This is a genomic window from Sorangium sp. So ce1036 (genome assembly GCF_051369805.1).
Lineage (GTDB): Bacteria > Myxococcota_A > Polyangia > Polyangiales > Polyangiaceae > Sorangium > Sorangium cellulosum_F.
The window spans coordinates 4,277,852-4,302,341 of sequence record NZ_JBBMOX010000001.1 but is presented as its reverse complement, the minus strand read 5'-3'; the positions used below and the strand labels follow the sequence as shown (position 1 = coordinate 4,302,341).

The window sequence follows — 24,490 nt, the reverse complement described above, 5'->3', positions numbered from 1 at the left end:
GGTGTTGACGTCCCGCGCTCCCGGGAGAGATGCTGAAGGACATGCGCGCATGGCTTGCCCTCCTCGCCTCCCTCGCCCTCACCGGGTTCGTCGCCAGCGGCGGCTGCTCGAGCGACCCGACGGCCGACGCGACCACGACCACGACCGCGACCGCGACGGTCGCCGCGGCGGGCGGCTCCGTCGGCTTCGGCTGCTTCGGCGGCAGCCCCGATGGGCGGTGCACGATCCTCGCCCAGGTCCCGGAGAGCTGCGGCTGCCCCGACTGCGCGGATTCGGCGAGCTGCCTCGGCCACTGCAACGACGACGGCGTGTGCGATCTGCGGGAGGACGCTCCGGACAGCGAGGACTGCACCTGCGCCGACTGCGCCGGCAGCGTCGCCGCCTGCAGCCCGCGCCGCGGGTGCAACGACAACGAGGGGTGCAACGCCAACGAGGATTGCACCTGCCCCGATTGCACGGACACGCCGCGGTGCACGGACCACTGCGAGGACAACGGCTCGTGCGCGGAGTACTTCGAGGGCTGCTCCTGCGCGGATTGTCGCGGCGCGGAGCGCTGCGGCGGCGGCGGCCCGGCCACCACCACCGCGACGACGACCACCACGAGCGGCGCGGGCGGCAGCGGCGGCGCGGGGGGAGATCCTGCGGCCGGCGGCGGCGGCGCCGGAGGTGATCCGGCGGCCGGCGGCGGCGGCGCCGGCGCGGCCGGCGGCGCCGGCGGCCGCGCCGGCGCGGGCGGCGCCTAGCTCGCGTCGGCGACGAGCCCTCGCCCCTAGCCCTGCTTCGCGTTCAGCCCGTGCTTCCTCAGGAACATGCGCACGTGGTGGCGCTCCATGCCCGCGCGGCGCGCCATCTCGCTGATGTTGCCGCCCGTCGCGCGGATGAGATCGCTGAAGTAGCGCTGCTCGAACGCCGCGACCGCGCTCCGCTTCGCCTCGCCGAAGGCCGACGTCGGCGCGACCACGTCGCCGCTGCCCTCGAGCGGGAGGATCGCCGCCATCGCCTCGGCCCCGGGCGGCAGGCTCGCGGCCACGCTGGTCACGTTGATGAGCTCGCGGACGTTGCCCGGGAAATCGTGCTGGCCGAGCGTCGTGGTGATGAGGTTGATCATCTCCACGGCGCGCTCCGGGCACCCCATGCGCTCGCACACGCTCTGGACGAGCGGCGGGATGTCCTCACGCCGCTCGCGGAGCGGCGGCAGATCGATGCGCATCTGGGCGATACGGAAGAAGAGGTCGCTCCGGAAGCGCCCGGTGTTCATGACGCGGCCGAGATCGCGGCGCGTCGCCGCGATGATCCGCACGTCGATCGGCTCGTGGAGCCGCGACCCGACGCGCTTCAGCTTGCGCTCGGTGAGCACGCGGAGCAGCTTCGGCTGGAGCTCGGGCGGCAGCTCGCCGAGCTCGTCGAGGAAGATCGTGCCGTGGTTCGCCTCGTGGAAGGCGCCGTCCTTCCGCTCGAGCGCGCCGGGGAACGCGCCCCGCTCGTGACCGAACAGGAAGCTCTCGGCGAGCGCGCCGGGCAGCGAGGCGCAGTCCACGACGACGAACGGCCCGCCGCGCCGGCTCGACGCGTCGTGGATCGCCTGCGCGACGAGCTCCTTGCCCGTGCCGGTCTCCCCGGTGATGAGCAGGGAGAGATCGGTGGGAGACACCTCGCGCAGCAGGCGGAACAGGTGGCGCATCCGCGGCGAGGCCCCGATCAGCGGGCCGAAGCTCTCGTCGAAGCCGACCTCCACGCGCTCCTTCTCGAGCGGATCGAAGCTCAGCATCGACCCGCCGACCTGGATCGGGCACGCGGCCGTCAGGATCGCCTCGCGGACGCGGACCGCCGACACGAACGTGCCGTTCTTGCTGCCGAGATCGCGGAGGAGCACGCCGGGGCCCTCGGCGCGCAGCTCGCAATGCGTCGAGCTGACCTCCGGATCGTCGACGACCACACCGCAGCTCGGGTCTCGCCCCACCACGATCGGCGCGACGCCGATCCGGACAGGCTCCCGGCCCGCCACGCGCAGCGTGCCGCCGCGAACGAACCACTGAACCGCGCGAGCGCGGGTCGCATCCCTCGTCGAGCTCATATCCAACGGTTATTCGATTTCCCCGCCCTTGACCACATCGACGCACGCCCCCTGCCCCGCCGCCGGCGGCGCCCACCTGGGCGCACCGGGTACGCGGCTTCCCGAGCGGCCGCGGCCATCGCCGCAAACTTCCACAAACACGAGAGAAACCGCGGAGATTTTCGATCCATGAGTGTGCTCCGCGCGTAGCGGGCGAGGCCCTCGAGAGGTTAGACTACGAGGCTACGCAAGAGATGATGGGGTGCATGATCCCCTCGAGTCATCGAGGCGTATCTCACCGAGGCAGAGTTGAACGACAGCCCGCGTCGGGCCTGTCGAGATGGTTCGATCAACGCGATTCGGGGCTCCACTCTCCCGGTCCCCTCACCGCGGGGGCGGGCGCCCCCGAAGAGGATGCTTATGCCGAGAACAGGATGGATATTCCGGAGGCGCGCCGCGGCGGTCCTCGGGCTCCTCGGGCTCACCGCGGGCGCGGGCGCGCTCGGGACCGTGGCCACGGGCTGCGCCGGCGACGACGGCGGCCCGTGCCTGTCCGACGAGCAGTTCTTCGCAGAGAAGGTCTGGGCCCCCATCCTCTCGACGAAGTGCATCGGCTGCCATAACCCGCAGGGCCAGGCGGCGAGCTCCAAGCTGGTCCTCGCCGGCAGCAGCGAGGCGGGGTTCCTCGACAGGAACCTCGCGACGTTCAAGTCGCTCGCCAGCCTGGAGCGCGACGGGACGTCGTACGTGCTGCTCAAGCCGACGAGGCGCATCGAGCACGGGGGCGGCCACGTCATCGACGAGGGTGGCTCCGAGTACGAGGCGCTCAGCGAGATGGTGGCCCGCACGAAGGAGCCGTCGTCATGCGAGACGGACGTCAACGCGTCCCTCGCCGGCGTCGTGATGAGCGGGCCGGAGGAGACGCTCCGCATGGCGAGCCTCGAGCTCGGCGGGCGGCTGCCCACCGAGGCCGAGGAGCAGGCCGTGCAGCAGGGCGGCATGGCCGCGCTCGACCCGATCCTGGACCAGCTCCTCACCGAGGAGGCGTTCTATGAGCGCCTCAAGGAGATCTATAACGATCTCTTCCTCACCGATCGTTACCTGAACGGCGGAGAGGCGGCCATCGATCTGCTGAAGAGCGAGGCGTACGATCCGAAATGGTACCAGAGCATCCCGCAGGACCCGGCGCTCATCCAGAAATACGGCGCGCGGGACCTGGAGGACGTCACCGCCAAGCTGAGGACCTGGACCAACCGCGCCATCGGCCGGGAGCCGCTCGAGCTCATCGCGTACATCGTCCGGAACGACCGGTCGTTCAAGGAGGTGCTCACGGCGGACTACACGGTCGTGAACCCGTTCTCCGCGCGGGCGTACGGCGTGGCGGCCGAGTTCGAGAACGACGCGGATCCGTACGAGTTCGTGCCGGCGAAGCGCGATCCGATCCCGCTCGCCGGCGTGCTCTCCACCATCGTGTTCCTCACCCGGCACCCGACGACGAGCACGAACCGGAACCGGCACCGCGCGCGCGTGGTCTACGAGTTCTTCCTCGGCACCGACATCCTGAAGACGGCCGAGCAGCCGCTCGATCAGACGAAGATCACGGACTTCAACCCCACGATGAACAACGCGGCGTGCACCGTGTGCCACGTCCCCCTCGACCCGCTGGCCGGCGCGTTCCACACGTTCGACGACCTCGGCCGGTACAAGGCCGACTCGACGTGGTACGAGGACATGCGGCCGCCGGGCTTCGGCGCCGAGTCGGTGCCGTTCAGCGAGTTCCCGAGGGCGATCCAGTGGGTGGCGAAGCGCGTCGCGGACGACCCGCGCTTCGCGCTCGCCGCGGTCACCACGATGTACACGGGGCTCACCGGGAAGAGGCCGCTCACCGCGCCGGCGAACGACGATCCGGAGTACAGCGCGCGGTTCCGGGCGTACCTCGCCCAGTACCACGCCTTCAACGCGATCGCGCGCGACTTCGCGGAGAGCGATTACAACCTGAAGACGGTCGTCAAGGGGATCATCAAGAGCCCCTATTTCCGCGCGCGCAACGTGGCGGCGGCGTCGTCCCGGGGCGACGCGCTGCCGGATCTCGGCGGCGCGCGGTTCCTCGGGCCGGAGCAGCTCCACCGCAAGATCTGGGCGGTGACGGGCTACCCGTGGCGCCCGAGGGCGTTCGAGGACGACGGGAATCGCTACGACTTCCTGCTCCGGCGCGACGCCTACCGCCTGCTCTACGGCGGCATCGACTCCGAGGAGGTGACCCTGCGGATCACGGAGCCGAACGGGGTCATGGCCAACATCGCCGACCGCATGGCGAACGAGATGGCGTGCATCGCGGTGCCGCGCGATCTCAACCTGCCCGCGGAGGAGCGGCTCCTGTTCCCCTACGTGGAGACGACCTTCGAGCCGAGGGACGCGAACGACTTCGAGGTCGTGCCCGCCGTCGACGCGATCAAGCGGAACATCCAGCACCTCCACAAGCGGGTGCTGGGCGAGCGGCTCGAGCTCGACGACCCGGAGATCGAGCGCACCTACCAGATCTTCCTGGGCACGTGGGAGGAGGGCAAGGCGGGCATGGCGAAGGCGGAGGGCGAGGAGGGGCGCCTCTCGAGATCGCTGCCCGGCGCGTGCCAGGTGCAGAGCGACTACTGGACCCGCGAGGGGCTCCCCGACGACCAGAAGCTCACGAGGGACGAGAACTACACCGTCCGCGCCTGGATGAGCGTCATGACCTATCTCCTGTCGGACTTCAGGTTCCTTTACCAGTAGGAGCAGCCATGGAACGTCGAGAATTCCTCAAGCTTGCATCGATGGCTGGCCTCGGCGTCGTCGCGGCGGGCTCGCTGTCCAGGGACGCCGCGGCGGCCGACCCCTACACGGGGCCTCTCTGGGTCCACATCCACGCCGGCGGCGGCTGGGATCCGACGAGCCTCTGCGACCCGAAGGGCGCGAGCAGCCCCGAGGAGCAGGAGACCCGGGACGCCATGAACCGCAGCTACCTGGCCGCCGACATCGAGGCGGCGGGCAACCTCCGGTACGCGCCCGTCGGCAACAACGCCGCGTTCTTCCAGAAGCACTACAGCAAGCTGCTCGTCATCAACGGCATCGACACCGGCACGAACAGCCATGACGCGGGCGTCCGCAACACGTGGAGCGGGACGCTCCGCGAGGGCAAGCCCGGGTTCGCGGCGCTCGTGGCGGGCGTCCACGGCGGCGCGCTGCCGATGGGGTTCATCAGCAACGGCGGCTACGACACGTCGGCGAACGTCGTCGCCGTCACCCGCGTGCCCGACACGCGGCTGCTCCAGCGGCTCGCGTACCCCAACGTCATCGATCTCGGGGCCGAGCGGCAGGAGCTCTATCACACCGAGGCCACGATGACGCGGATCCTCGAGGCCCGGCAGGCGCGGCACGCGGCGAAGCTCGAGCAGCAGCGCCTCCCCCACGTGAAGCAGGCGATGAGCACGCTCTTCACGTCGCGCGTCGGGCAGAACGAGCTCAAGCAGCTCATCCAGTACCTGCCCGAGGAGTTCGAGAACGCCTCGCTCCGACGGCAGGCGCAGCTCGCGCTCGCGGCCTACCGCGCGGGTATCTGCGTGAGCGCGAACCTGTCGCTCGGCGGGTTCGACACGCACGGGAACCACGACGACAGCCACATCCCGCGGCTCGACCAGATCTGCGACGGCGTGGACTTCCTCCTGACCGCCGCCGAGGAGCAGGGCATCGCCGATCGGATCGTCATCGTCGTGGGCTCGGACTTCGGGCGGACGCCGGGGTACAACCAGGGCAACGGCAAGGACCACTGGAACATCAGCAGCATGATGCTGGCGGGCGCCGGCATCCCGGGGAACCGGGTGATCGGCGTGACGGACGAGCGGCACAACCCGATCGCCCTCGACCCGGCGACGCTGGAGCCGAGGGAAGGCGGCATCCGGATCAAGCCGGGGCACATCCACAAGGCGCTGCGCAAGCTGGCCGGGATCGCGGAGGACCCGCTCGTGCAGCGGTTCCCGCTGACCGAGGAGGAAGACCTGCCGCTGTTCGGCTGAAGCGGCTCCGCCGGGATGCCTCCGCGGGCGGCGCGGCGAGGGCCGCCCGCGGGCGATCCCGCGCTCAGACGGGGAGAGGCTCCGCGCTGCCGTTCCGGTAGTCGCGCAGGAACGTCAGCACCTGGCGCGCCTCCTCGATCAGGTCGTCGTAAGTCATCAGGGTGATGCCCGCCATGAAGCTGTTGTCGAGCGCCAGGCGGTCCCGTTCGCGCTGGCTTCCGGTCCTTCCGATGACCACGAAGCCGCGCGGCCGGTGGAGCGACACGCGAAGGCCTTTACGGACCTCGTAGCTCAACGGCCCCCCTGTCTGCTTCTCGGCGAGGTCGATGTACTCCATGACCTGCCCCACGGCCCGCGCGCACTCCTCGCTGTGGTGGAGTCGGTCACCGTACCCCTTGAAGACCGGCTGGTCTGGGCGCTTCAGCTCCCAGAGATCGGGAAAGTCGTCGTGCCGGACGAAGAGCAGGTCGACCTTGACGCCACGATCGAGCTGGTACTGCGGATGGCACGCTCGATACCGGGGCCCCAGGAGGACACGCCAGCTCTTCTGGAGGAAGATCCGGATCTCCTCCTCTCGCGGGTTCCGCGCGATGAGCTCCTCGAAGGCCCGCACCGTGCTTCGGGCCACGTACGCCGGGCTCTCCAGCGCGACCGCCACGGCCCGGAGCACCGCCGCGCGGAGATCCTCGTCGTCCTTGAACAGGAAGTGGCCGCCGCGGTTGCGCTGCATCACCTGGCGCATCAGCTCGCGGTTCCGGCTGTGCGCGGTCGCGACCACGACGGGGCGGAACGGGTCGGCGCGGAGGAGCGCGTCCAGCGCGCGGAAGCCGTGGTCGGTGTGCTCGTCCGCCCGCCCCGGCCGCGAGGGGATCTGCAGGTCGAGCACGACGACATCGGGCTGGAAGCGCTCGGCGGCAGCGAGGCCGTCCTCCGCGGCGGCCGCCCGCTCGACCTGGTAGCGCTGCTCCCGCAGCCACTCGATCGCCGCCTCGGCGTTCGTCTCGTCGTCCTCCACGAGGAGGACCCGCCTGGGCTGCCTGTCGCTCATTCGCCTTCCCTCCACGCCACGAGGTCCACATAGAAGCACGTCTCGGGCGCCGTTTCATCGAGCCCCACCTGCCCGTGCATGTGCTCGGCGTAGCGCCGGGCGATGGACAGGCCGAGGCCGGTGCCGCGCGGCTTCCCTGCCCCGCCCCGCTTCGTCGTGACGAGCGGCTCGAAGATGCGCCGCCGATACGACGACCTCCTCGATCGGCTCGTCGGGCGCGGTCTCCCAGAGTCGCGTGCGCTCCGCGAGGCTCTGGATGAAGCGCAGCTCGTCCTCGATCTGCTCGAAGGGCCGCGAGAGGGCGGCGGCCCTCTCCCTGCCGATGCCGTCGCGGATCTCGCGGAGGCGCGCGCGCACCATGCCCACCGGGCGGTTGAGCAGATGCGCGAACGTCAGTTGCAGCTTCCGCTCCACCTCGCTCCGGACCTTCTCGTCGAGCTGGGCGACGCGGCCTTGAGTCACGTGCGCGGAGACCTCGGGGGCGACGAGCGCCAGGAACAGGAACACGAACGGCGGGAATTGATATCGAAGCAGGGTCTCGGAGTTGCCGGCGCTCACCTCGCGAGCGATCTTCCGAGCGATGTAGTAGTCGCGCAGCAGGGGGTTCTTGAGCTCGACCTCGGTGATATCAAGCCATGTCCGCAGCACATGTCTCAGCCCCCCGGGCACGGGGAGCCGATCCGAGCGGCGCAACCCCATGGCGAACTGCTCCAGCGCCAAGTTTTCGAGAGCTCGCGACAGCTCATCCTCCCCTTCCATCCCCGATGGCGGGAGCGGTCGTTCCCCGAGCCTCAGGGCATCCACATAGGCCACGATGACGGAAGCGATCCATGCATCGACCGACGCAGGTCGGTCCACAAGCTCGATGCTCTGCACCGCGGACACGATGTACTGCAGGTTTGGCAACGCATCCGACAACGAGCGAAAGCTATCGTTTTCAGCGCGGGCGCGCGCAAGCTGATCATGATGATCGCGACCGCGCGATCGGCTCTCCGCGCCACACGAGCCGATTCGAGCTCGGTGAGCGTGGCGTTCAGGTCTTCGGGAGGTTGAGGGAGCACACGGAAGTAGGTGCGAGGGCGGATGAAGCCGCTGCGCGGCGTGGCAAACCAGTCGGTCACCCCTTGCTCGAGCCCGACGGCTTGCTGAACCTCGTACTCACAAGCCTCGAGGATCTCGTTGACCTGCGCCTCCAGGGACTGCGGCCTGCTCCTCTCTTCTTCCATCGACCGTTCCCTTCCGTCTCGTAGAGCTAACGAAGCGCAGGACCAGCGTCCACCGAACCCCCGGGACCTCGCTCACGGGGTGGAGAACGGGGACCTCACTCCACCCGGAACTCGATCTCCTCGCCGGCCCGCGCGCCGTCCGCCTCGGCGCGGAGCCGGTGCGCGCCGGCGACGAGCGGCCAGTCGAGCGCGAACGGCGGCCCCACCTCGATCGGCCGGCCGTCGAGCACGAAGCGCGCGCGGCGCACGCCCGGCGGGACGTCGGCGCGGAGCCGGATCGCCTGCACCGAGTTGACCGAGGGGTCGAGGACGAACCGGGCGCCGTCCGGCGGGTACGCGACGCGGACGCGCACCGTGGCCAGGGGCGCGCCGGCCGCGCCGGGGAGCGGCGCGCACAGGGGCGAGGCCTCGTCCGGGGCGACCGGCCGGCCGGCGGCGCGCGCCCACGCGGTGAGCTCCGCGTCGTACCGCTCGAACGTCCGCTCCTCGACCTCCGCGGCGGGGCAGGCGCCCGCGCGCAGGCCGTTGCGCCGGTCGATGCGCACGATCTCGTGCATGTCGCACGGCGCGAGCGCCGCGGCCTCGCCGCGCGGGAGCAGCTCCCTCCGGCGGTGCGGGCACGCGGCCGCCGGCCGCATGCCGGACAGGCTGCAGACCTCGACCTCGGCGAGCTGCTCGGGATCCGGCGGCTCGAACGGCCGCGGCGGGTAGAGGCGCGCGGCCGCGAGCATCGCGTCGCGGAACAGCGGCCCCGCGCCGGTGATGCCGCTGACGCCGCCCATGGGCGAGCCGTCGAAGTTGCCCACCCACACGGCCACGGTCACGTCGGGCGTGAAGCCGACCGTGAGGTTGTCGCGGAACCCCTTGGACGTGCCCGTCTTCGCGGCCACGGGGAACGGCAGGTCGAGCGCGCTGCCCTCGCCGAACGACGCGAGCCGCGCCTTGTCGTCGGCGAGGATGTCGACGATGACCCGGGCGCGCACGGGGTCGAGGACGCGCGCGCCGCGCCCGGCAGGCGCGCCGCCTGTGCCCGGCGCGAGGTCGGCGCCCGGCGCGATCGGCGCGCCGTCCGGCCCCCGCGCCGCGCGCACCGCGCGCACCGGCAGGAGCACCCCGCCGCGCGCGAGCGTGGCGTACGCGTTCGCGAGGTCGAGCAGGCGGACCTCGCCGTCGCCGAGCGCGATCGCGACGCCGTACACCGACGGCTCGCGATCGAGCGAGCCGAGGCCGAGCTCCCGGAGCCGCGCGACGACGCGAGCGGGCCCGAGCGCGGTCGCCGTCCAGACCGCCGGGACGTTGTACGAGCTGGCCAGCGCCTCCCGCAGGCGGACCGGGCCGTGGAACCGCCCGTCGTAGTTCCGGGGCGCGTAGCTGCCGCTCGGCGTCGGGAACGAGAGCTCGACGTCGGGCAGGACCGTCGCGGCCGTGAACCCGAGCTGCTCCATGGCGAGCTCGTAGACGAACGGCTTCAGCGCCGACCCGGGCTGGCGCAGCGCGAGGACGCCGTCATTGTGGCCGAGCCCGGCGGCGTCCTCGATGTCGTGCGAGCCGACGTACGCGAGGATGTCGCCCGTCGCGTTCTCGAGGACCACCACCGCCGCGGCGCCGACGTCGCGGTCCGACAGGCCGCGGACCGTCTGCTGCGCGAGGACCTCGATCTCGCGCTGGAGCCCGCGGTCGATGGTCAGCGTGATCGAGCTCGCCCGCCCGCGCAGCGGCGCCGCGCGCTCCGCGGGGGCGGACGCCGCGCCGCCGGCCGACGAGGCGCCGCCGGCGGCGCCATCGGCCGACGCGGCGCCGCCGGCCGACGAGGCGCCGCCGGCGGGGGGAGCGCCGCCGTCGCCCAGCGCGCCGGACAGCACGGCGCGCACGAGGTGCGGCGCGCCGAGGCCGGCGCCCCGCGGGGCGAGCGCGATGGGCTCGGCGCGCGCGATCGCCACCTCGCCCGCGCCGGCGAGCCCGGCCGCGAGCATGCGATCCAGGACCCGGTTCCGGCGGCGCTCGAGCGGCCCCGTGCCGCGGCGCGGGTCGTACAGCGCGGGGCCGCGCGGCATGCTCGCGAGCGCCGCGGCCTCGGCGAGCGACAGGTCCCGCGTCGGCTTGTCGAAGTAGAAGCGGCTCGCGGCCTCGACGCCGCGCAGCCCCGGGCCGAACGCGACCCGGTTCAGGTACTGCTCGAGGATCTCGCGCTTCGAGAGCGACGCCTCGATGCGCAGCGCGAGCGCCATCTCGCCGATCTTGCCGCGCACGGTGCGGGGGCGCGGCGCGAGCGTGCGCGCGAGCTGCTGCGTGATCGTGGACGCGCCCGAGACGACGCGCCGCTCCGCCGCGAGCTGGCCGAGAGCGCGCGCGATCGCGAGCGGATCCACCCCGGGGTGGAGCGCGAACCGCCGGTCCTCGGCGGCGAGCAGCGCGCGCTGGATCCGGTCGCCGGCCTCCGCGAGCGGCAGCCAGCGCGCGCGCGCCCCGTCCCCGGCGCGGAGCTCGCGCAGCACCGAGCCGTGGCGATCGAGGATCACCGTGGAGACGGCGCGCTCCTCGGGCGCGCGGAGCTCCGGCGGGAGCCCCGTGAGCGCCGCGAGCACGGCGAGCAGGAGCCACGGCGCGACGGCGAGCCCGAGCGCGATCCGCGCGGCGCGGCGCGCCCCGCGCGCGCGGGCGAGGCGGACGACGCGGGAGAGCGCGCGCCACCTCCCGGCGCGGCCGGGGCGCTCTGGCGAGGGCGAGGGCGCGGCCACGGCTCAGCGAGGACGCGCCGCCGCGTCCGCCCCCCGGGGCCCGACCTTCACCGCGAGCGCCCCCGTCCGGCCGAAGACCTCGGGGCTGTACATCTCCTCCGCCCGCGCGGGCGGGACCACGAACGCGCCGAGCGTCGTCGCCCGCGCGAGGTAGCGGTACCGGTACATCCCGGCGGCCATGTGGTCGACGAAGAAGAGCACCCGGTCGTCGCGGATCTCGCGGACGAAGCGGCTCGGGTTATACGCGCGGCCGGTCGCGCGCAGGTCGTCCGGGTCGACGTCCGCGGCGGCGGCCTCCGCCGCGGCCTCCGCGGCGTCGAGGTCGAGCGAGCGCGCGGACGTCGCGAGCCGCGCGTCGATCGCCTCCAGGCCGGCCGGCAGCGGATCGTCGATGACCACGAAGTCGCGCGGCGAGGGCGTCACCACGACGATCTCGCCGAGCACGAGGTCCCCGCCGGCGAAGGCGAGCGAGGAGGGCGACGCGCCGCCGGCGGGCGGGCCCGGCGGCGCGCCGCCGACCGCGGCCGCGAGCTCGTCGGGCGCGAGCGCGCGGAGCGACTTCAGGACGGTGAAGCCGCGGTCGAGCGGCGCCGCCGGGAGCTCCTTGCGCGCGTAGCGGAGCCGCGCCTCGTAGAACAGGCGGCCACGGCCGTCGACCGAGAACGCGAGCGGCGAGCCAGCCGCGCTCACGAGCCGCGCCGCGGGAATCGTGGTCCTGGCCTGCTCGGTCGTGGGGCCGTGGAACGAGGCGGAGAAGAGCTCCGCCTGCCCGAGGAACACCCGCGCGTCGAAGTCCGGCGCCGCCTTCTCCTGCGCCCTCCGGTACTGGTCGAGCGCGAGCAGCGCCCAGGCCGTCTCCTGCGTGCTGCGCCACGTGCCCCCGCGGCGGTCCGCGAGCAGCCCCGCCGCGAGCCGCGGCGCCAGCGCGTGCGCCGGCCGCGCGGCGAGCAGCGCCCGCAGCACGAGCGCCGAGGTCCGGGCCTCGGAGTCCATCAGGACCGCGTAGGCGTCGCCGTGGTCGTGGACGGCCCGCGCGACCGGGCCGTCGACGCGCACCGCGCCCTCGATCTCGCGCACGAGCTCGTCCACCGCCGCCCTGTCGCCCTTGCCGACCACCATCGCGTGCGCGAGCAGCGCCTTCGAGAAGAGCGGCAGCTCGTCGCGCTCCTCGAACAGCCGCGTCGCGCGCCCGGGATCGGGGGCGCCGGTCTGGGCGAGCACGTCGACGATGAACGGCGCGGTCGCGCGCAGGATCGGGTCATCGCCGATCTCGTTCAGCTTCCGGCGCAGGAACGCGATCGCGCGGTCCGTCGCGTCGGCCGGCACCGCGACCCCGTGCCGCTTCGCCTCGGAGAGCCCCCACAGCGCGTAGGCGGTGGTCCAGAGATCCGGGCGGTCCGACTCGGCGAAGAACCCGAACCCCCCCTCTCCCCGCTGGTGCGAGAGGATCTCCCGGACCGTCTTGCCGACGACCGCCGTGAGGTCCTTCGGCAGGGCGATCCCGTACGCCCTCGCGAGGTCGCGCAGCGCGAGCAGCGGCACCATCCGGCTCGTGAGCTGCTCGGTGCACCCGTACGGGTACTCGAGGAGCTGCTCCACGCCGCCGCCGAGGCCCACGAGCGCGGTCGGCGACAGGCTCACGGTGAGCCCTCCGACGTCGTCGCGGATCGCCGACAGGTCCCCGAGCCGCTCGGCGCTCGCGGCGCCCGTGTCGCCGTAGAGCGCGACCGCCTCCGGCGACGCGGGCGCCTGGACCTTGCGCGTCACCTCGACCACGTCCTCGGCCCCGCCGCCGGACGCGCGGAAGCGCAGCGTCGCCGGGCCGGCCTGCGGCGCCGAGAGCGCGAAGCGGACCTCGGTCGAGGCGCCCGGGGCGAGCTCGATCGAGCGCCTCGGGCTCCCCGAGAGCGTGAGCCCCGTGGCGGAGAGCTCCACCTCGACCGTGGCCTTCGCGAGCCCCTTCGACGTGACGACGACGCCCGCGTCGATCGCGTCGCCGGCGCGCAGGAAGCGCGGCAGCGCCGGCCGCGCCATGAGCGGGCGGCTCGCCGTCACCCGCGCCTGGCCGTAGCCGAAGCGATCGTCCTCGGCGACCACGACCGCCATCACGCGGTAGGTCGTGAGCGAGTCCGGCAGCTTGAAGCTCGCGCGCGCCTTCCCCGCGGCGTCGGTGACGAGCGCGGGGTGGTAGTAGGCGCTCTGCCGGAAATCGCGCCGCACGCCCGTGCTGCCGTGCGCGCCGCCGCCGCCCGCGCGCCCCTTGTCCGCGCCGAGGTCCGCGAACGGGTTGCGCACACGCGCGAGCGCCTCGCGCGTCTCGATCGTCGCCACCCTCAGGCTGCGCGGCGCCCCGAACACGGGGATCGGATCGGGCGTCTGGTAGCCGATCAGCGACAGCACCCCCTCGTCGACGGCGTAGAGCGTGACCTCCGCGCGCGCGGGCCGGCCGCCGCGATCGCGCACGTCGACGTCCACGCGGATCGGATCGCCGGGGCGCGCGTCCACCCTGTCCGGCGTGACGCGCACCGTGAGCCGCCGCGCCTCGGGGTTCACGCGGAGCGGCGCGTAGCCGAGGCGGAACGCGGGCGCGCCGACGTCGGGCGGCGGCGACCCGTCCTTGCCGGGCGCGGGCGCCGGCCGGGTCCGCCCGCGCAGGATCAGCACGGAGAGGAACGAGTTCGGCCGGAGATCCTCGGTGATCGGCACGTCGATCGTCGGCATCGCGCCCGTGAGCTTCACGCGCCGGTGCTCCGAGATCCCGGCGCGCTCGACCGTGACCAGCGCGTCGGCGGAGGCGAACGGCGACTTCACGAGCACGCGCGCGGTCTGCCCGACCTCGTAGCTCTCCCGGTCGGGCACGAGCTCGACCTTGAGCTCGTCGCTGTCGCCGAAGCCGAAGCCCGCGCCCTCGCCGAGCGCGTAGACGCCCGCGGCCGCGCCGACGGGGTTGCCGCGGCGGTCCCTGGCCGTCGCGTGCAGCAGGTAGTAGCCCGCGCCCGGGACCTTGAGCTCGCAGCTCCGCGGCGCCTCCGCCGTCGTGACGCCGCAGCGCCCGACGACCTTGTCGACCGGCGTGGTCACGCTGCGGTACGCGCTGCCGCTCGCCTCGCGCGCGAGCGTCCACGTCCGCTGCACGAGCTCGACCCGGACCGCCACCTTCCCGACGCGCGCCCCCTTCGGGTCGACCGCGAGGACCTCCGGCCGGAGCACGTCGCCCGCCTCGACGAACAGCTCGGGCTCCCGGAGCGCGACGTAGAGCTCGGCCGGGTGCACGAGCGCCGTCGAGCTCCCGGCGAGCGATTGCCGCGACACGTCCGTGATCTCCGCCTCGCACGTCACGAGCTCGGCGCCGCGCTGCCCGGGCAGGGCGAGCGTCGCGGTGATCTCGGCCTGCCCGGCCGCGTCGAGCCGCTCTTGCCCGCTCTGCACCTCGCCCTCGCGCGGGGCGCTCTCCGGCAGCGCGTCGGTGAGCTCGTCCTCGCTCACCGTGAACCCCTCGATCCCGGGCGGCGTGAACGCCGCCGGCCGCCGCGTCACCGAGAGCCGGACCTCGGCGTTCGTCATCGGCGCCCCGAACAGGTAGTCGCCGCGCGCGATCCAGCGCGCCTTGTCGCCGCGGACGTAGCTCGGCTTGTCGCTCTCGACGCCGACCTTGAACTCGGCGGGCCGGTACTCGGCGACCTCGACGCTGCTCGTGACGTCGGGCCACCCGGCCTCGCCGCCCTGCACCGTGGCGCCGAGGGTGTACGTGCCGAGGCGCGCCGTCTCCGGGATCTTCACGTCGGCCGAGAACGTGCCGAAGGCGCCGAGCCGCGGCGTCTGGCGCACGATCGCCTCGCCGTCGGGCCCCTCGACCTTGAACGCCACGGCCTTGCCGGCCGGCGTCCTCGTCCCCCGCGCCGCCTCCTCGCGGAAGATCCCCTTCACGCGCACCGTGTCGCCCGGCCGGTAGATGCCGCGATCGGAGAACAGCATCCCGAACGGGCGCGGCGCGCTGAAGTCGAACGGCGCGCCGAAGCGCCACCCGCTCAGCGCGTCCGAGACGCGGCGGTACGTCCAGTCGTCGCCCGCGCGCGCGAAGATCACGCCGCGCTCCGGCGCGGACGAGGTCGCGGGCCGGTACGCCGACGCGGGGACGATCGCGAACCCGTCCGCGTCGGTGGTCACCGCCGCGGGCGCGGGCGCGCCCGGCGTCCGGATCCAGACGCGCGCGCCCGGGACCGGCGCGCCCGTCGACAGGCGCGTCACCCAGACGAGCGAGCCGTGCGGCGACACCTTCGCGCTGATCCCGAGGTCCGTCACCTGCGCGATCACCGCCTCGGAGGCGGTGCGCGCGCGCCGGGTCCCGGGCCGCTCGGTGTAGCTGATCCCGATCGCGAGCGGCCCGCGCTTGCCCTCCCCGCCCAGCACGTCGGCGGTGCGCACGAGGTGGGTCGCCGGCGCGTTGCGCGCGGCGGCGGGGCGCAGGACGGAGCGCTTGCCGGAGGGGAGCGCCGCGATCTCGCTCATCCTGGGGCTCCGCCCCGGGCTGTGCGGGTCGGCCTCCAGCGCGAGCACCGCCTCCTCGGTCATCGCGCCGACGGCGAGCGATAGCTCGCGGACGTTCACGGACACGACCGGGATCTCGCGCCGTTGCCCCGGCTCGAACACGCTGCCGGTGAGGCCGATCTGCGCCTCGGGCCAGCGATCGGCGAACGCGACCGCCTCGGAGAAGGGCGCGGCGAGCGCCTGCCCGTGCTCGTCGCGCAGCCCGGCGGCCACGCGCACGCGGTAGCTCTGCCCCGGGGCGAAGCGCCCGCCGAGGAAGACGTGGCGCGTGAGGGAGTCGTCCTCCATCCACGAGGGCCACCGGAGCTTGACGGCGGGCTCGACCGAGATCGCCCGCTTCACGTCCGCGAAGCGGACGCTGTTCGAGAAGACGAGCGAGATCCCGCCCTCGGCCGCGCACCGCCCGCCCGGCGTGTCGCGATCACACTCGATCGTCTCGGCGCGGAGCGGTCCGTAGGTGCGGTACGAGAAGCGCTGCGCCTCGCCGGCCGGGAGCGGCCCCTCCCGGCCGCGGAGGCTCGCGGCCACGGAGACCTCGACCTCGCTGTCGCGCGGCAGCGGCGCGCGCGGGACGAGCTCGGCGAGCAGCTCGTTCTTCGGATCGGGGCGGCGGACGTCGAACGGGACCTTCGTCGCGCCGCCGTCGCCGGCCGTGATGGACACGCTGCGCGCGATCTCGGCGGCGTCGACCGGCTGGTTGAAGCGGAGCTCGAACCGCGCGTCCGGCCGGAGGTCGTCCTTGCCGGACCAGGGCTCGACGCGGGCGACCCGGGGCCGCTCGGTGCGGAAGGTGAGCACGTACGGCGCCGCGAGCGCGCTGCCGTCGAGCGCGCGGGTGCCGGCCGGGACCTCGACGGTGAACTCGGTGGCGCGCGGCAGGCGGCCCTCCGGGGCGAACGTGAGGCCGCTCGAGCCGACCCAGCGCCACTGCCCGGGGACCTGTGGCTTCAGGGACGCGGGCGCGCTGACCTCGCCGCCGGCGAGATCGAGGGGCCGCATCGGCCGGTTGAAGACGAGGTTGATCTCGGCGGGGCTGGTGGTCTGCCCGCGGGGCGCGCCGAACACGACGGCGAACGGCCCCTCCGCGGGCTTTTTGCCCGGGTCGAGCGCGCCGGGCGCGAGCGTGCCGCGGGGCGGGACGTTGGGAGCGCGCGCGCCCTGCACACAGGAGAGGCTGAGGGCGATGGCGGCCAGGGCGGCGGGCGCGAACCGGAGCTGCGGCGGGGCGGGCACGGGCATGGTGCGCGACTGAGCAACAGGGATGCCGCGGGCGCAAGGGGCCTGGCCGCGGCGCAGCCCCGGGCGCGGCGTGGCAGGCGAGACACACGCCGGCGGGGGCTCCGGGCACCGGAGGGGCAATGGGCATCGAGCGCGTCAGCAAGCCACCTCTGGACACGCACCCGCCCATCTGGACACGCACCCGCTCATCTGGACACGCACCCCGCCCATCTGGACACGCCCCCCGCCCATCTGGACACGCACCCCGCCCATCTGGACACGCACCCGCCCATCTGGACACGCACCCCGCCCATCTGGACACGCCCCCGCTCATCCGGACACGCACCCCGCTCATCCGGACACGCACCCCGCTCATCCGGACACGCACCCCGCTCATCCGGACACGCCCCCGCTCATCCGGTCACGCGGACGCGCCCCCCGCTCGTCTGGGCAGGCGTCGAGGGCGCGTCATCGAGAACGCCTTGTCCTCGAGCGCGTGTCACGCGCCGCCGACCTGGCTCGGCTGCGCGACGACACCCCCTGGGCGCGCCGTTCTGCCGCGCCTGCGCGCCGGAGGATGCCCGGGGGGCGACATAGGATCGCTCCACGGGGTCATGTATCCTCCCGTGGAGGTCTGGTGCATGGCCAAGGTGACCGCGCTGGGAATGGATACGATCACGGAGAAGTCCGGCCACCAGATGACCGGCATGGCCGTCAGCGTTTGCCTGACGCCGGCGGCGCCGAGCCCGGTGCCGATCCCGTATCCCACCATGGGCACCGTCGCCGAGGGGATCATCGATCCGTGCATGCGCACCAAGATCGAAGGGGCGAAGATCCTCACGGTGGGCGGCTGCATGAAGGCGTGTCACGGCAACGAGCCGGGCACGCTGAAAGAGGTCGTCAGCCTCAACACGGCCGGGCCGTGCTTCCCCTGGCTCGGGGCCCCCAACGTGTTCATCGAGCTCGGCATGGCCGGCATCACCGGCAGCATGGGCCAGATGAACAAGAGCATCACCGTCGGGGCCGGCGCCAGCGCCAGCGGCGCCGGAGGGGGCGGCGGCGGCGGCGGCGGCGGCGGCGGCGGCGCGGGGGGGCCCGGCGCCGGCGGGCCGCAGGGGTCGAGCAACGCGGGCGGCGGCGGTGGCGGCAGCGCCCAGGGGGCCGGGCCGCCCAGCCCGCCCGCGCCGCCTGGCGCCGACGGCCAGGCGACCGGAGGGCACCCCGTCGACGTCGCGACCGGGACCGTGTTCACCAGCCCGGCGGTCGACTTCCAGCTCCCCGGCCCGCTCTGGGTCAGCTTCGTCCGCACCTACCGCACGTCGAGCGTCGAGCACGACGTCGGGCTCGGTCGCGGCTGGTCCCACGGCCTCGCGCTCCGCGCGACGCGGCAGGGCGACCGCCTCGTGCTCGTCGACGAGACGCTTCGCCGCACGGAGCTCGCCTTCCCCGAAGGCGGCACGGTGCTCGTGCTCCCCTATGGGCGCAAGCTCTGGGTCGAGCAGGACCTCCTCGTGCTCGACTGGAACGACGGGCTGCTCCGCGTGCTCGCGGAGGTCGAGCGCCCTGGTCATTACGCGCTCGTTCAGCTCCGCGACGCGTTCGGCAACGCCGCCGATCTGACGTGGCGCGACGGCGAGCTCGCCGAGATCCGGGACGCCGTGGGGCGCCGCGCGTTCCTGGAGAAGAGCGGCCCCTACCGCGCGTGGTGGGTCAGCGTCGCCGACGCGGAGGGCCAGGAGCACCGCTCGCGGCTCGTCACGTACGAGATCGACGCGCGGTCGGATCTCGTGCGCGTCATCGACGCGGGCGGGGCGGAGACGCGCTACGTGTATGACGCGGATCACTACCTGGTGATGGAGCAGCGCCCCGATCGGGTGCGGTTCCACTTCACGTACGAGACCATCGGCGGGGCCCGGAGGTGCGTGGAGACCTGGGGGGATCTGCCGGACGAGGATATCCTCGCCGCCCTCGGCGCGCCCGAGGCCGCCTCGGAGGGACGGCCGCGCGGCATCTATCCTGCGCGGTTCGAGTATCGTCCGGAGTCGCGCGAGACCGTCGTCATCGACGCTTCGGGCCACCGGCACGTCCATGTCGTCAACGCCTTCGGCCTGATCGATCGCTACATCGATCCACGCGGCTATGTCACGTATTACCAGTACGACGCCGCCGGTCGGCTCACCGCGACCACGGACGGCGCGGGCGCCAGGGTCCGCGCGCAGGTCTCGCTGCTCGGCACCGTGGACGCCATCGATGTCGGCTCGGAGCGAGAGGCCTCGGCGCGGTACGACGCGGACAGGGCGACCCTCACCCTCTCGGGCCGCGGCGGGAGCGAGGAGGTCCGGCTCGCCCGCGGGCGGCCCGTCGAGCACGTCGACGCATGCGGCCGGCGCACGCGCTACGAGCTCGACGAGCGCGGGCTGCTCACCGCGATCACGCACCCGAACGGCACGCAGGAGATCCGGCGGTACGACGCGCACGGCAACGTCATCGAGGTGAAGGGCCCGACCGGCGCCGCGCTCGCGTACCAGTTCGATCTGCTCGGCCGGCCCACGCAGATCCGGGGGCCCGGCGGCGTCGAGTACACGCTCGAATACGACTCGCGCGGCGACCTCGTGGTGCTGCGCGAGTCGACCGGGCGCGTGACCGAGAGCGCCATCGACGGCGCGCGGAACGTCGTGCGTGTCCGCGACAGCGTCGCGGGGACGACGGAGTTCCGTTACGTGGCGGGCAGGATGGTGGAGAAGCGCGAGGTGGACGGCAGCCGATTCCGCTTCGGCTACGACGCGGACCTGCGCTTGCGCTGGATGGAGAACCCTGCCGGCGAGCGATACGAGCGCGATTACGACCCCGCGGGCAACATCGCGCGCGAGCGGTTCTTCAGCGGGCAGGTCCGGGAGTACCAGCACGACGGCTCGAACCTCGTGGTCACCGAGGCTCGCCCCGACGGCACCTGGGCGCGGGTCGAGCGCGATCCTCAGGGACGGGTGGTCGGCCGCGCGCACGGCGAGCGGTGGGCCGAGCGGTTCGTCTACGACGGGGCGCGGCTGATGCGCGCGGAGACCCCGGAGGTGGTCGTCACGTACGAGTACGACGAGGCGGGCCGGCGCGTGGCGGAGACGCAGTCGACCCATGGCTGGACGTTCACGGCGAGGCGGGAGCTCGACGCGTGCGGGCTCATCGTCGGCCGCGCGTACTCGACGGGCTGGGGCGTCGCGATCGAGCGCCGGCCGGAGGACGGCGCGCCCACGGCGATGAAGCTCGAGGGGCAGGCCGCGCGCACGCTCCACTTCGAGCACGATACGAGCGGCCGCGAGGTCCGGCGGTGGTGCGCGGACACGCGGCTCGCGCTCGAGACCGAGCGCGACGCCCGCGGCTTGCCGCTGCGGATCGCGCTGAAGGGCGCGGGCGGGGAGGTGCTGCGCGCGCGCTCCTACGTCTGGAGCCCGCTCGGGCCGCTCTCGGCGATCCACGACGAGCGCCACGGGACGCGCCGGTACGAGCTCGACGCGCGCGGTCGTGTCCTCGGCGCCCGTGGGCTCGGCGCCGACGAGTCGTTCACCTACGCGGCGCAGGGCACGCCGGTCTCCGCCGCGCTGCGCGGCGCGCCGCTCGTCCGCGGAGGGCGCCCCGTGCGCACGGAGGACGCGCACCTCGAGTGGGACGCGCGCGGCCGCCTCTGCGCCTGCTTGCGCTCGGACCCGGCGCGCTCGTTCAGGTACATGTACGACGACGACGATCGCCTGATCCTGGCGATTCGCGGCGACGGCGCCCAGTTCCGGACGCTTTACGACGCCTTCGGCAGGCGGATCGCCGAGATCGCATCCACGGGCACGAGCACGTGGTTCGGCTGGGACGGCGAGAGCCCGGTCGAGGAGCAGGCGATCGGCGGGCCGACGCTCCGGCGCGTCTTCGACGACGACGGCTATACGCCGCTGGCCGAGACCGACGCCAGGGGCGTGTTCCGCCTGGTGGCCTGCGACGCCGCCTCGACGCCGTGGCTCTACGCGGCGTCGGAGGACGCGATGGCCGACATCGACCTGTCGACCTGGGGGCGCGTCGCGCGCCACCAGGGAGCCCCCGGTCCGCTGCGCTTCGCCGGACAGCGCGCCGACGCGTCGACGGGGCTCCATTACAACCGCCATCGCCACTATGCCCCGGACCTGCATGTATTTCTCACGCCGGATCCGGCCGGCGTGCTCGCGTCGCTCCAGGACATCGGCTTCGTGCCGAACGTCACGCTGTACATCGATCCATCCGGCCTCACGACGATCATCGCCGGCGATCGGAGGGACCCCGTCATCCGCTCCAGCGTCGACCGCCTGCAGAGGGAGTACCCGGGGGCCCGGGTGATCTATCACGATCAGATCAACCAGCCTCCGAGCTTGTGGCAACGGATGACCGGGCGTAACAACCGGCTGGACGGGGAGAGCCACGTGGTGGTGACGACCCACGGCGCGCCCGGCTTCGTCCAGTGGGGCAGCGGCACGGTGAACGGCCAGCAGCTCGGGAGGATGCTCAACGACGCCGGGTTCGACGGGACGAGGGCGGGCGCGAAGGTCGATCTCATCGCCTGCAACGGGGCCACGCCTCCGCAGGGGGGGACGTTCCGGGACAGCGTGGCGGGCTCGGTCGCGAGGACGACGCAGGCCGACACGTCGGGCGCGATCTCGAACGAGATGGCGCGCACGTGGGCAGACGAGACGGACACCATCCCCGGCGTCCGGGAGGTCCGCGACTGGCCTCGATTCTGGCGGAAGCGGCAGGAGCCGACGACGTACCAGTACGGCCCAGGGATGATGAGCGGCACGCCGAACCGGCCGTTCGTCCACAGGGGGCAATGGGTGACCTACGGCCCCGGGGTCATGTGATGGACTGCGCGACGTGACGCCGCATCACGGCTTCGAGGCCTACTTGCGCCGAGCGCTGGGCGACGCGACGCGCGGCCGGCTCACCGCGGCAGGCGCGACGGTGGAGCTCGATCGGGGCGAGATCGCCGCCCTGGAGGCCGCGCTCACGCCCGTCTCCCCTCGCCTCACCACGCGCTGCCCGAGCGCGGTCGTCGCGGAGATCGCGCTGTCCCGCGATCGCAGGCCGGTGGCCGCGCTGGCCGTGCACCGCGACGGATCCATCGGCGCCGCGGGCTTCACGCTGCGCGTCTTCGTCGAGGACGACCAGCGGCTCGTCGCGTGGCTCGGCGCGCGCGTCGCGGGGGCCTCCGGCCTCTTCGCCTGCCCGGTGGGCCAGGCCTCGCTGCGCAAGCGGTGGCTCGACGCCGCCCCCGCGGCCTTCCGGGACGAGCTCCTCACGGAGCGTTCGTGCCGGGAGCCGGAGGGCCTCACGGCCAGGCTCGGCGCGGCGGGCGCTGCGCTCGGGGAGCCCCGGCGGCTGCTCGAGTGGCACGGCGCGGGGGACGGGCCCTGGGCCGACATGCCGCCGTGCACCGCCGCCTCCGGGTCGCTCGTGGACGCGATGCCCGCGGACGTGGTCCTCTCGGTCCTCGAGGGCGGCGCGCCGCAGGGAGCGCTCCTGCGGGGGGCGGCGCGCTTCGTGGGCGCCTACCTGCGCTCCTGGGAGGAGGCCGAGGCGCTGCGCGCCCGCCTGTCGCCGGCGCTCTGGGGCTCGCTGCTCGAGGAGACGCGCCGGGGCGGCGATCCGGGCGCGATCGCCCGGCTCGAGCTGGCCCGGTCGGGGCGCCGCGCGGAGCCGCCGCCGGGGGCGCTGCGCATCGCCGAGTCGCGGCGCGCGCGGTTCTCGGCGCTGCACGCGGACGGGGTGCACGCGTGCGCGCTCGACGGCCGGACGCTGCGCTGGTTCAGCCTCGACGCCGGGAGGGCTGGTCAGGCAGAGGGGTGCTTCGTGCAGACCACGGCGCCCATCGCGGTGCACGCGGGCGGCGTCTTCTTCAACCGCACGAAGCGCCTGGATCTGCGCACCGGCGAGGTGCGCGACGCGCCCGGGCCGGGGTTTCTCCGCCGCGCGCTGGCCCGCGAGGCGCGGCGCGCCGCGGATTTTCGCGAGGAGATCGTGGACCGTTGCCTCGACCACCTCGGCGATGCCCCGCTGCTCGTGGAGCCTGGCGAGGGCGCGCCGCCGGCGTGGCTCGTGGCGCGGCCGACCCGCAACGACGTGGAGGCCTGGGAAGCGTACGCGCACCTCGGCGTACGAGCGCCCGAGGCGCTCGGCCTGGAGCACGTCTGGGCGGCTCGCCCCGGGGAGCGCGTGCTCCACGCGCTCCCCAGGGGTCGGCGCGCACGGCGGCTCTCGTTCCGCTTCGAGGGGGAGCTCGTCGCCATCGCGGCGGGGGCGCGCGGCGTGCACGCGGTCGAGCTCGGGCGCGGCCCGGGCGACGCGAGCGTCTGGTGGGAGCTGTCCGCCGACGGAGCGAGGGCGCGGCGAGGCGAGCTCGCGCTGCCCGGGGCGTCGATCCGCGGGCTGCGGGCGCTGCGCGACGGGATCCTCGTGCGGGCGGCGGCGCCGCTCAGCGAGGTCCTGCTGCGCCTGGTGTGCCGATAGCGCGTGTCTCTCGACGACACCTCACCACCGGTGACCTGGAGTCTCATGGCACGATCGACTCCGCGCGCACAGGGCCCGGCGTGAGTCACGCCGTCTCCGGCGAGTCGACGCGGAGCGCGTCCTCCTCGTACCGGCTGCGCGGGTTCCACGCGGCCCACCCGGCGCAGCCGGCGTCGTCGCAGGCGCGGATCTGCTCCTGGACGTGCCACGGCGTGTACCGGTAACGGCGCATCGGCCGCGAGCTGTCGAGATCGAACGCCTGGATCCAGCTCCGCAGCCGCGCGACCCTCCCCGGGAGCTCCGCCAGCCTGCGGAGGCCGGCCGACAGCGCCGCGTGGACGGTCTCGTACGGGTGATGCGCGGGGTTCGCGAACCCGAAGCTGCCGGGCTCCCAGTGCGACGGGTACGGCATTGGCATCACGTAGTCGAAGCGCTCCGCCGCGTCCTCGAGCCGCTGGCCGATGGCGTCCAGCGGCCCGAGGAGCGTGATCCCGAAGACGTCCGCCGAGATCGGGCGGGACGCCGCGTCGCCGACCTCGGCGCGGAGGAAATCGAAGAAGGCGCGGACGGTCGGCGTCCGCTCGCGGATCGGCGTCCGCGACCGCGGCTCGCGCGCCGCGCCGTAGCGCACGTAGTCGTAGTTCACCTCGTCGAAGCCGAGGTCGAACGCCCGGAGCGAGATCTCCGCGATCTCCCGCCATCGCGCCTCCGAGCCGGGATCGTACCAGCCCCGGGGGCCGCCCTTGAACGCGACGAGGCGGGCGATGAGGTAGATGCCGGCGTCGCGGAGGGCCCTGAGCTGGGCGAGGGTGTCCGCGTCGCGCGCGTGGAGGAGCGCGCCGCCGTCCGACCGGATGTCGATGACCAGGGAGTTCAGCTCCGCCCGCCGGACCAGGGTCGCGAGCCGGTTCATCCGGTCCGCGCTCCGCGCCGCCGCGAAGTTCACGTAAACCGCCTTGACGACGCTGGGCATGCCGCTCTCCCCCCGCGGGGGCGAGCGCACGCCCCCGCCACCCACGTTGTAGCCGGGCGCGCGACGCGGGCAAACGCGCGCCTCGTCGCGATTCCCAGGCTCGCTCCGCGGCCGCCCTCGGGAC

Annotated in this window: 11 protein-coding genes; 5 read left to right on the top strand and 6 right to left on the bottom strand. The window is 73.7% G+C overall.

What is annotated here, in order from left to right; translation table 11 throughout:
• Window positions 1-41 precede the first annotated feature (41 nt).
• Window positions 42-743: a hypothetical protein gene (locus tag WMF31_RS16330; RefSeq protein ID WP_436602830.1), complete on the top strand. Its 702-nt coding sequence runs from the start codon at window positions 42-44 to the stop codon at window positions 741-743.
• Window positions 744-769: 26 nt separating this feature from the next.
• Here WMF31_RS16330 and WMF31_RS16325 read toward each other — a convergent pair whose 3' ends face one another.
• On the bottom strand, window positions 770-2,074 hold the full coding sequence (locus tag WMF31_RS16325; protein ID WP_436602829.1) for a sigma 54-interacting transcriptional regulator: 1,305 nt from the start codon (window positions 2,072-2,074) through the stop codon (window positions 770-772).
• A 399-nt stretch (window positions 2,075-2,473) separates the two neighbouring features.
• On the opposite strand from WMF31_RS16325, the gene WMF31_RS16320 reads away from it, so the two are divergent.
• Window positions 2,474-4,822 (top strand): DUF1588 domain-containing protein, encoded by a 2,349-nt coding sequence (locus tag WMF31_RS16320; RefSeq protein ID WP_436602828.1) that lies wholly within the window; start codon window positions 2,474-2,476, stop codon window positions 4,820-4,822.
• Window positions 4,823-4,830: 8 nt separating this feature from the next.
• Complete coding sequence (locus WMF31_RS16315; RefSeq protein ID WP_436602827.1) at window positions 4,831-6,102, top strand: DUF1501 domain-containing protein; 1,272 nt, start codon at window positions 4,831-4,833, stop codon at window positions 6,100-6,102.
• Between the two features lie 64 nt (window positions 6,103-6,166).
• Here the strand turns inward: WMF31_RS16315 and WMF31_RS16310 are convergent, their stop codons facing one another.
• From WMF31_RS16310 to WMF31_RS16295, 4 genes are all read right to left on the bottom strand, one after another.
• The gene (locus WMF31_RS16310) at window positions 6,167-7,150 is read right to left on the bottom strand and encodes a Shedu anti-phage system protein SduA domain-containing protein (protein WP_436602826.1); all 984 of its coding nucleotides are present in this window, start codon (window positions 7,148-7,150) and stop codon (window positions 6,167-6,169) included.
• The gene (locus tag WMF31_RS16305) at window positions 7,147-7,326 is read right to left on the bottom strand and encodes a sensor histidine kinase (RefSeq protein WP_436606566.1); all 180 of its coding nucleotides are present in this window, start codon (window positions 7,324-7,326) and stop codon (window positions 7,147-7,149) included. The genes WMF31_RS16310 and WMF31_RS16305 overlap by 4 nt, the downstream gene beginning before the upstream one ends.
• A 1,145-nt stretch (window positions 7,327-8,471) precedes the next feature.
• Window positions 8,472-11,114, bottom strand: coding sequence for a penicillin-binding protein 1C (locus tag WMF31_RS16300; RefSeq protein WP_436602825.1), 2,643 nt, complete (start codon window positions 11,112-11,114; stop codon window positions 8,472-8,474).
• 3 nt (window positions 11,115-11,117) lie between these two features.
• Entirely contained in the window at window positions 11,118-16,901 is a 5,784-nt protein-coding gene (locus tag WMF31_RS16295) for an Ig-like domain-containing protein (RefSeq protein WP_436602824.1), read from the bottom strand.
• A 593-nt stretch (window positions 16,902-17,494) separates the two neighbouring features.
• On the opposite strand from WMF31_RS16295, the gene WMF31_RS16290 reads away from it, so the two are divergent.
• Window positions 17,495-21,748, top strand: a complete 4,254-nt coding sequence (locus WMF31_RS16290; RefSeq protein ID WP_436602823.1) for a PAAR-like domain-containing protein — start codon at window positions 17,495-17,497, stop codon at window positions 21,746-21,748.
• A 13-nt stretch (window positions 21,749-21,761) separates the two neighbouring features.
• A complete protein-coding gene (locus WMF31_RS16285) occupies window positions 21,762-23,393 on the top strand; it encodes a hypothetical protein (RefSeq protein ID WP_436602822.1) in 1,632 nt (543 codons plus the stop codon).
• An 85-nt stretch (window positions 23,394-23,478) separates the two neighbouring features.
• Here WMF31_RS16285 and WMF31_RS16280 read toward each other — a convergent pair whose 3' ends face one another.
• Window positions 23,479-24,366, bottom strand: a complete 888-nt coding sequence (locus WMF31_RS16280) for a putative glycoside hydrolase (protein ID WP_436602821.1) — start codon at window positions 24,364-24,366, stop codon at window positions 23,479-23,481.
• Between the last annotated feature and the right edge of the window lie 124 nt (window positions 24,367-24,490).

What these genes read in the sequence shown, in the direction of transcription:
- WMF31_RS16315 (WP_436602827.1), top strand. Translation starts at nt 4,831, where the DNA reads ATGGAACGTCGAGAATTCCTCAAGCTTGCATCGATGGCTGGCCTCGGC.
- WMF31_RS16325 (WP_436602829.1), bottom strand. Translation starts at nt 2,074, where the DNA reads ATGAGCTCGACGAGGGATGCGACCCGCGCTCGCGCGGTTCAGTGGTTC.
- WMF31_RS16310 (WP_436602826.1), bottom strand. Translation starts at nt 7,150, where the DNA reads ATGAGCGACAGGCAGCCCAGGCGGGTCCTCCTCGTGGAGGACGACGAG.
- WMF31_RS16330 (WP_436602830.1), top strand. Translation starts at nt 42, where the DNA reads ATGCGCGCATGGCTTGCCCTCCTCGCCTCCCTCGCCCTCACCGGGTTC.
- WMF31_RS16320 (WP_436602828.1), top strand. Translation starts at nt 2,474, where the DNA reads ATGCCGAGAACAGGATGGATATTCCGGAGGCGCGCCGCGGCGGTCCTC.
- WMF31_RS16295 (WP_436602824.1), bottom strand. Translation starts at nt 16,901, where the DNA reads ATGCCCGTGCCCGCCCCGCCGCAGCTCCGGTTCGCGCCCGCCGCCCTG.
- WMF31_RS16290 (WP_436602823.1), top strand. Translation starts at nt 17,495, where the DNA reads ATGTATCCTCCCGTGGAGGTCTGGTGCATGGCCAAGGTGACCGCGCTG.
- WMF31_RS16280 (WP_436602821.1), bottom strand. Translation starts at nt 24,366, where the DNA reads ATGCCCAGCGTCGTCAAGGCGGTTTACGTGAACTTCGCGGCGGCGCGG.